6 protein-coding genes and 1 tRNA gene are annotated in these 5,917 nt (G+C 45.2%); 5 read left to right on the plus strand and 2 right to left on the minus strand.

Annotation, left to right across the window (positions count from 1 at the left end; translation table 11 throughout):
* Positions 1–46: 46 nt before the first annotated feature.
* A tRNA-Cys gene (locus ACEYCN_RS07320) sits at positions 47–117 on the minus strand.
* A gap of 116 nt (positions 118–233) precedes the next feature.
* Here ACEYCN_RS07320 and ACEYCN_RS07325 point away from each other — a divergent pair.
* The 3 genes from ACEYCN_RS07325 (at position 234) to tsf (ending at position 3,467) form a co-directional block, all read left to right on the plus strand.
* Positions 234–1,349, plus strand: coding sequence for a hypothetical protein (locus ACEYCN_RS07325; protein WP_373713636.1), 1,116 nt, complete (start codon positions 234–236; stop codon positions 1,347–1,349).
* Positions 1,350–1,507: 158 nt separating this feature from the next.
* Positions 1,508–2,290: a 30S ribosomal protein S2 gene (gene rpsB / locus ACEYCN_RS07330; RefSeq protein ID WP_373713637.1), complete on the plus strand. Its 783-nt coding sequence runs from the start codon at positions 1,508–1,510 to the stop codon at positions 2,288–2,290.
* A 136-nt stretch (positions 2,291–2,426) separates the two neighbouring features.
* Positions 2,427–3,467 carry a translation elongation factor Ts gene (tsf, locus tag ACEYCN_RS07335; RefSeq protein WP_373713638.1) on the plus strand — a complete coding sequence of 347 codons (1,041 nt, stop codon included), beginning with the start codon at positions 2,427–2,429 and terminating at the stop codon, positions 3,465–3,467.
* 37 nt (positions 3,468–3,504) lie between these two features.
* Here the strand turns inward: tsf and ACEYCN_RS07340 are convergent, their stop codons facing one another.
* The gene (locus ACEYCN_RS07340; protein WP_373713639.1) at positions 3,505–3,864 is read right to left on the minus strand and encodes a thioredoxin family protein; all 360 of its coding nucleotides are present in this window, start codon (positions 3,862–3,864) and stop codon (positions 3,505–3,507) included.
* 158 nt (positions 3,865–4,022) lie between these two features.
* On the opposite strand from ACEYCN_RS07340, the gene ACEYCN_RS07345 reads away from it, so the two are divergent.
* Both ACEYCN_RS07345 and ACEYCN_RS07350 read left to right on the plus strand, forming a co-directional pair.
* Positions 4,023–4,481 (plus strand): CtsR family transcriptional regulator, encoded by a 459-nt coding sequence (locus tag ACEYCN_RS07345; protein ID WP_373713640.1) that lies wholly within the window; start codon positions 4,023–4,025, stop codon positions 4,479–4,481.
* 1 nt (position 4,482) lies between these two features.
* Positions 4,483–5,917 (plus strand): Clp protease N-terminal domain-containing protein (locus ACEYCN_RS07350; protein ID WP_373713641.1); only part of this gene is annotated, 1,435 nt, incomplete at its 3' end.

Raw genomic sequence — 5,917 nt, forward strand, 5'->3', positions numbered from 1 at the left:
ATTTCTAGGATAAACAAAAAGCACCTAGAGGTGCTTTGCTGTAAAAAGGCGGTAGACGGATTTGAACCGACGATCAAGCTTTTGCAGAGCCGTGCCTTACCACTTGGCTATACCGCCATAACAGGAACTATTCTATCGAAAAAAAAGCAGAAAGTCAAGTGGAAAAATCAGTGCCACTATTTACAAGGCATAGTAAAAAATGTAAAATATCAGGAGGAACAAAGGAGGATGTGATGAAAAAACTGTTGATGACTCTTGTGGTTTTAGTAACAAGCTCAGTTCTTTTTGCCTGTGGGGAAAAGGCTGAATTTAAAAGAATCAAGAAATATTCTATCACGACTGAACTAGCTACTTCAACTACATCGCAAGAAGTTACAGAGAAAGATAAATTCAAGAAGCAGTATGCAACTGTCTTTGAAGATTATCAGAAAATTGCTGATGAGGCTGAAAATTATCAGCAGGGTGATGATATAGACTTTTATCATTTATCCAATCAACTCCATTCTCCTATTCATATGGCTAGTATTGAAAATACCCTAATATCTTTGGGAGATTTGGTTTATGCTTTTTATGATTTAGACCAAAATGGCCAGTTTGAGATGCTTGTAGGCAGTAATCAAAGGGATGGATCGGTATATCCGAAAGGTTTCTACTATTTGAAAAATGGAACGCCAACTCTGTTAGCTGAGAGTTATATTGGGTCGGCAAGTGCGAGGGGAAGCCACACTATATTTACTGATGGTACTATTTTATCCGTAAGTTGGAGTCCTGGTATGGGTGATGCGGAAGGGACTCTCTATCAATTGCAGGAAGATAGCTCAGAGGCAGTAGTTATTGAGGAAAGGGATGATTTTAAAATACCTGGTTCTGCACTAGCACCGCTTTTCGGGAAGACTGATGAGATGATACTGAATTTAGAAAGTTTAGATTGGCAGAGATTTGAACTTGAACAAAGAAGTCAAGATGAAGCTGTCTCGTATCAAGTTTTTCCTGAGGAGATGCTGGGTAGTTGGCAAGGGATAAGCAGTGATTTTGGAAAAGTCAACGTGGAAGTTTTTCAGGATGGAAGAGTCATCTCAGATATTGAGAGAAGCTCCTTAAGGGAAACGATACTAGTTGAAAGCATAGAAGAAGTAGGATTCAATACTTACCGGCATAAGCTCTCAAGTCCGAATGGAAATAGACCTTTAGTTTCTGTATTCCAATTAGGGGGAGCAGGGATAAAATATGATTTTGGATTTAAATTGGAGGATGAGACACTCACTATCCTAATCTGGAGTGTGGCTTTGAATGATGATTTTGATTATACAAATCCTCTTGAGATGAACTTGATATTAAAAAGAGAATAAATCGGCGAATTGCTTGATTTTGAACCAAGAGTTTGTTATACTTATTAAGTTGTCTAAGCAACAAATACTCATCTCAAACCAATCGTGGACCTGTTGCCTACGGGTTGGCCTGCGAGCTTGACGTTTGGGAGAGGAAAAAACACAAAGGAGAAATACTCATGGCAGTAATTTCAATGAAACAACTTCTTGAGGCGGGTGTGCACTTTGGTCACCAAACTCGTCGCTGGAATCCTAAGATGGCGAAGTACATCTTCACAGAGCGTAACGGCATCCACGTTATCGATTTGCAACAAACTGTAAAATTGGCTGACCAAGCTTACGACTTTATCCGTGATGCAGCAGCAAATGAGGCAGTTATCTTGTTCGTTGGTACTAAAAAACAAGCTGCAGAAGCAGTGAAAGACGAAGCTGTTCGTGCTGGTCAATACTTCATCAACCACCGTTGGTTGGGCGGTACTTTGACTAACTGGGGCACCATCCAAAAACGTATCGCTCGTTTGAAAGAAATCAAGCGTATGGAAGAAGAAGGTGTCTTTGAAGTCCTTCCTAAGAAAGAAGTAGCATTGTTGAACAAACAACGTGCTCGTCTTGAAAAATTCTTGGGCGGTATCGAAGATATGCCACGCATCCCAGATGTGATGTATGTTGTTGACCCACATAAAGAGCAGATTGCTGTTAAAGAAGCTAAGAAATTGGGTATCCCAGTAGTAGCTATGGTGGACACCAACACAGATCCCGACGATATCGATGTGATTATCCCAGCTAACGATGACGCTATCCGTGCTGTTAAACTCATCACAGCTAAAATGGCTGACGCTATCATCGAAGGTAACCAAGGTGAAGACAGCGTAGCAGCAGTTGAAGCTGAATTGGCAGCTGAACCAGCTTCTGCAGAATCAATCGAAGAATTGGTTGAAGTTGTTGAAGGTGATAACGCGTAATTAGTATTGAAAAAAATCTTAAGAGCAGTTTATGATGGATTGTGATCATTCGCTCTTAACTCTAAAAAACCATACATCCTAAAGGGGCGGGGCTGAGCCCAGGCCCCTTATTTTATAAAAGAAAGAGGAACTACTCATGGCAGAAATTACAGCAAAGCTGGTAAAAGAATTGCGTGAAAAATCAGGCGCTGGCGTTATGGATGCAAAAAAAGCCTTGGTTGAGACAGAAGGCGATATCGAAAAAGCGATTGAATTGCTTCGTGAAAAAGGTATGGCTAAGGCAGCTAAAAAGGCTGACCGTGTCGCAGCTGAAGGTTTGACAGGTGTCTATGTTGCTGGTAACTTTGCAGCTGTTGTTGAAGTGAATGCTGAAACAGACTTCGTTGCGAAAAATGCACAATTTGTTGACTTGGTGAACGAAACCGCTAAAGTGATTGCGGAAGGTAAACCAGCTAACAACGAAGAAGCACTTGCTTTGACCATGTCTTCAGGTGAAACTCTGGAAGCAGCTTATGTAAACGCAACTGCGACTATCGGTGAGAAAATCTCCTTCCGCCGTTTTGCCCTTCTTGAAAAAACGGACGCACAAGCCTTTGGTGCTTACCAACACAATGGTGGCCGCATTGGTGTTATCTCTGTGATTGAAGGTGGCGACGAGAGCCTTGCAAAACAAGTTTCTATGCACATCGCGGCGATGAAACCAACTGTTCTTTCTTACACTGAATTGGATGAGCAATTTGTCAAAGATGAGTTGGCTCAACTTAACCATAAGATTGAACAAGACAATGAAAGTCGTGCGATGGTTGACAAACCAGCTTTGCCACTCTTGCAATACGGTTCTAAAGCACAGTTGACTGATGAAGTTATTGCGGCAGCTGAAGAAGCTATTAAGGCTGAATTGGCAGCAGAAGGTAAACCAGAAAAAATCTGGGACAAAATCATCCCAGGTAAAATGGACCGCTTCATGTTGGACAACACTCAAGTGGACCAAGCCTACACTTTGCTAGCTCAAGTCTACATCATGGACGACAGCAAAACTGTTGAAGCCTACCTTGATAGCGTGAATGCAAAAGCAGTTGCATTTGCTCGCTTTGAAGTGGGTGAAGGAATCGAGAAAGCTTCAAACGACTTTGAAGCAGAAGTTGCCGCTACGATGGCAGCAGCTCTTGGACAATAAGAATACTAAAAAGAACAGGTTTTTTCCTGTTCTTTTGTTATTGATTGATAAATGCCAGAATCTCTTCCTCAGACAGGCCGCTATCGCAGCGAACCTGAACTCCATCGCTCTTGGCATGGAGGAGGCCAGGTACGGTTGGCACTCCGTAGTCCTGGCGGAGTTGGGCGATTTCTTGGGCGGAATAGGCTGGACTTTGAGTGTGAAGGAAGTAGACAGTCCAGTTTTCTTTCTTGGCCACAGTAGCTAGTTTTGGTGCGAAATGCCTGCAATAGGAACAGGAGTCTCGGCCCAAAAAGAGGATGGCACCGTCTCTAGCTTCCAATAATTGGCGGGCCTCACTTGGGGAGACAGGTTGGAAATCTTGGATATCTTCAGGAAAGGTATTGGTAAAAAACATGGCTTCTCCTTTTGCGATTTAGGGCTAGTATAACCAAAGGCAGGCTGAAAAGCAAGCATTTGCTACGGTCCGTCCTTTGTCAGAAAGGCAATTCCTTGAAAACTGGGGTCTGGCGTGCTATAATAGTCAATAATAGTCAGTAAGAAAGGGATGAGACCATGGCCATGAAGAATACATCCGATTATATCGAAGAACATATCAAAGCCATTTTGGAGCAGGTGAGTGTAGCAGAGCTGAAGAGGAGTGAGTTGGCGAGCCGTTTTGAAGTGGTGCCCAGCCAGATCAACTATGTGATAAAGACTCGTTTTACAGCCAGTCGTGGCTATATCGTGGAGAGCAAGCGTGGCGGCGGAGGTTATATCCGCATCGGCCGTATTACCTTCTCGGATAAGCATGAACTGATTCGGGACCTCTTGAAAAATATGGGTGACGAGCTGTCCTGGGTTGTTTATTCAGATATTTTACAGATGCTTTTTGATGAAGACTTAATGACGGAGAGAGAAGGAAATTTGACTCTTTCCATGGGGACAGATGAGATTTTGGGGACGGATGCTAGCAGGATTCGGGCCCGCATGATGAGACAGATTTTAAGAAGATTGGATAGGAAAGAGGACTAGAATGGAATTTTCGAGTGGATTAAGGCGGGTATTTGAGGATGCCCAGCTCATTGCCCAACGCTATGGCTGCGCCTATTTGGAAAGCTGGCATGTCCTGCTTTCTTTTGTCGTTAACCATGATACGGTTGCGGGGTCGGCCCTGGCAGAGTTTCCTATTGACATTGATGAGTACGAGCAGGCTACTTTTGCCGTGACCGAGCGAGAGTACCGTGAAGAGATTGAGTTGACCACCATTTTGCCGGCTTCAAAACGTCTCTTGGAAGTGGAAGAATTGGCTGAGAAAATCGCGACCATCACCAAGGCCAAGGCTCTTGGAACAGAACATGTCTTTTTGGCCATGCTCCTGGACCGTCGTTCGGTCGTAGCCCAGATTCTGGATAAGGCCGGCTTTCGTTTGGAAGGGTCAGAGGACCAGTTCCGCTATGGGGATGTCCGTAAGAGCTTGGAGCTCAAGGCTGGTTTTACCAAGGAAGACTTGAAGGCCATTCGCAATCTGATTAAGGGTAATGGGGGCAAGAGCCAGACCATGGCCAGTATGATGGGGGGTATGCCCCAACCTCAGAGCGGTGGTTTGGAGGACTATTCCAGGGATTTGACTGCTCAGGCTAAGGCCGGGCTTCTGGAGCCGGTCATTGGTCGGGAGGAAGAAATTTCCCGCATGATTCAAATCCTGTCCAGAAAGAGCAAGAACAACCCTGTCCTTGTAGGGGACGCCGGGGTCGGAAAAACAGCCCTGGCCCTGGGGCTGGCCCAAAGAGTAGCTGACGGTCAGGTACCAGCCAGCTTGGCAGGTATGCGGGTGCTGGAATTGGATCTGATGAGTGTTGTGGCTGGAACCCGTTTTCGCGGGGACTTTGAGGAGCGGATGAACAATATCATCAATGATATTGAAGAAGATGGCAAGGTCATCCTCTTCATTGATGAGCTCCACACCATCATGGGTTCTGGTTCCGGTATCGATTCCACTTTGGATGCGGCCAATATCCTGAAACCAGCCCTTTCACGGGGAACCCTGCACATGGTAGGGGCGACAACCCAGGAAGAATACCAAAAACACATCGAAAAAGATGCAGCCCTGGTGCGGCGTTTTGCAAAAGTGACCATTGAAGAGCCGACAGTGGATGATGCCATCGCCATCTTACAGGGCCTAAAATCGGCTTATGAACAGCACCACCGGGTAGCCATTTCTGATGAAGCGATTGTGACGGCAGTGACCTATGCCAAACGCTACCTAACCAGCAAGAATTTGCCAGATTCAGCCATTGACTTGCTGGATGAGGCCAGCGCTACCGTGCAAAATGCTGCCAAGTCTCTGCCCAAGTCAGAGGAAGATGGCTTGGAGCAGGCCCTGCTCAAGAAACAATACAAAAAAGTGAGTCAGTTGATTCGCCAGGCTGAGGAGGGCCAGGACCAGGTTCCCAGCTACCAGCTGGCTG

This window comes from Streptococcus sp., from assembly GCF_041802885.1.
GTDB lineage: Bacteria > Bacillota > Bacilli > Lactobacillales > Streptococcaceae > Streptococcus.

Coding starts and splice junctions, on each gene's coding strand:
- ACEYCN_RS07325 (WP_373713636.1), top strand. CDS start 234: ATGAAAAAACTGTTGATGACTCTTGTGGTTTTAGTAACAAGCTCAGTT.
- rpsB (WP_373713637.1), top strand. CDS start 1,508: ATGGCAGTAATTTCAATGAAACAACTTCTTGAGGCGGGTGTGCACTTT.
- tsf (WP_373713638.1), top strand. CDS start 2,427: ATGGCAGAAATTACAGCAAAGCTGGTAAAAGAATTGCGTGAAAAATCA.
- ACEYCN_RS07340 (WP_373713639.1), bottom strand. CDS start 3,864: ATGTTTTTTACCAATACCTTTCCTGAAGATATCCAAGATTTCCAACCT.
- ACEYCN_RS07345 (WP_373713640.1), top strand. CDS start 4,023: ATGGCCATGAAGAATACATCCGATTATATCGAAGAACATATCAAAGCC.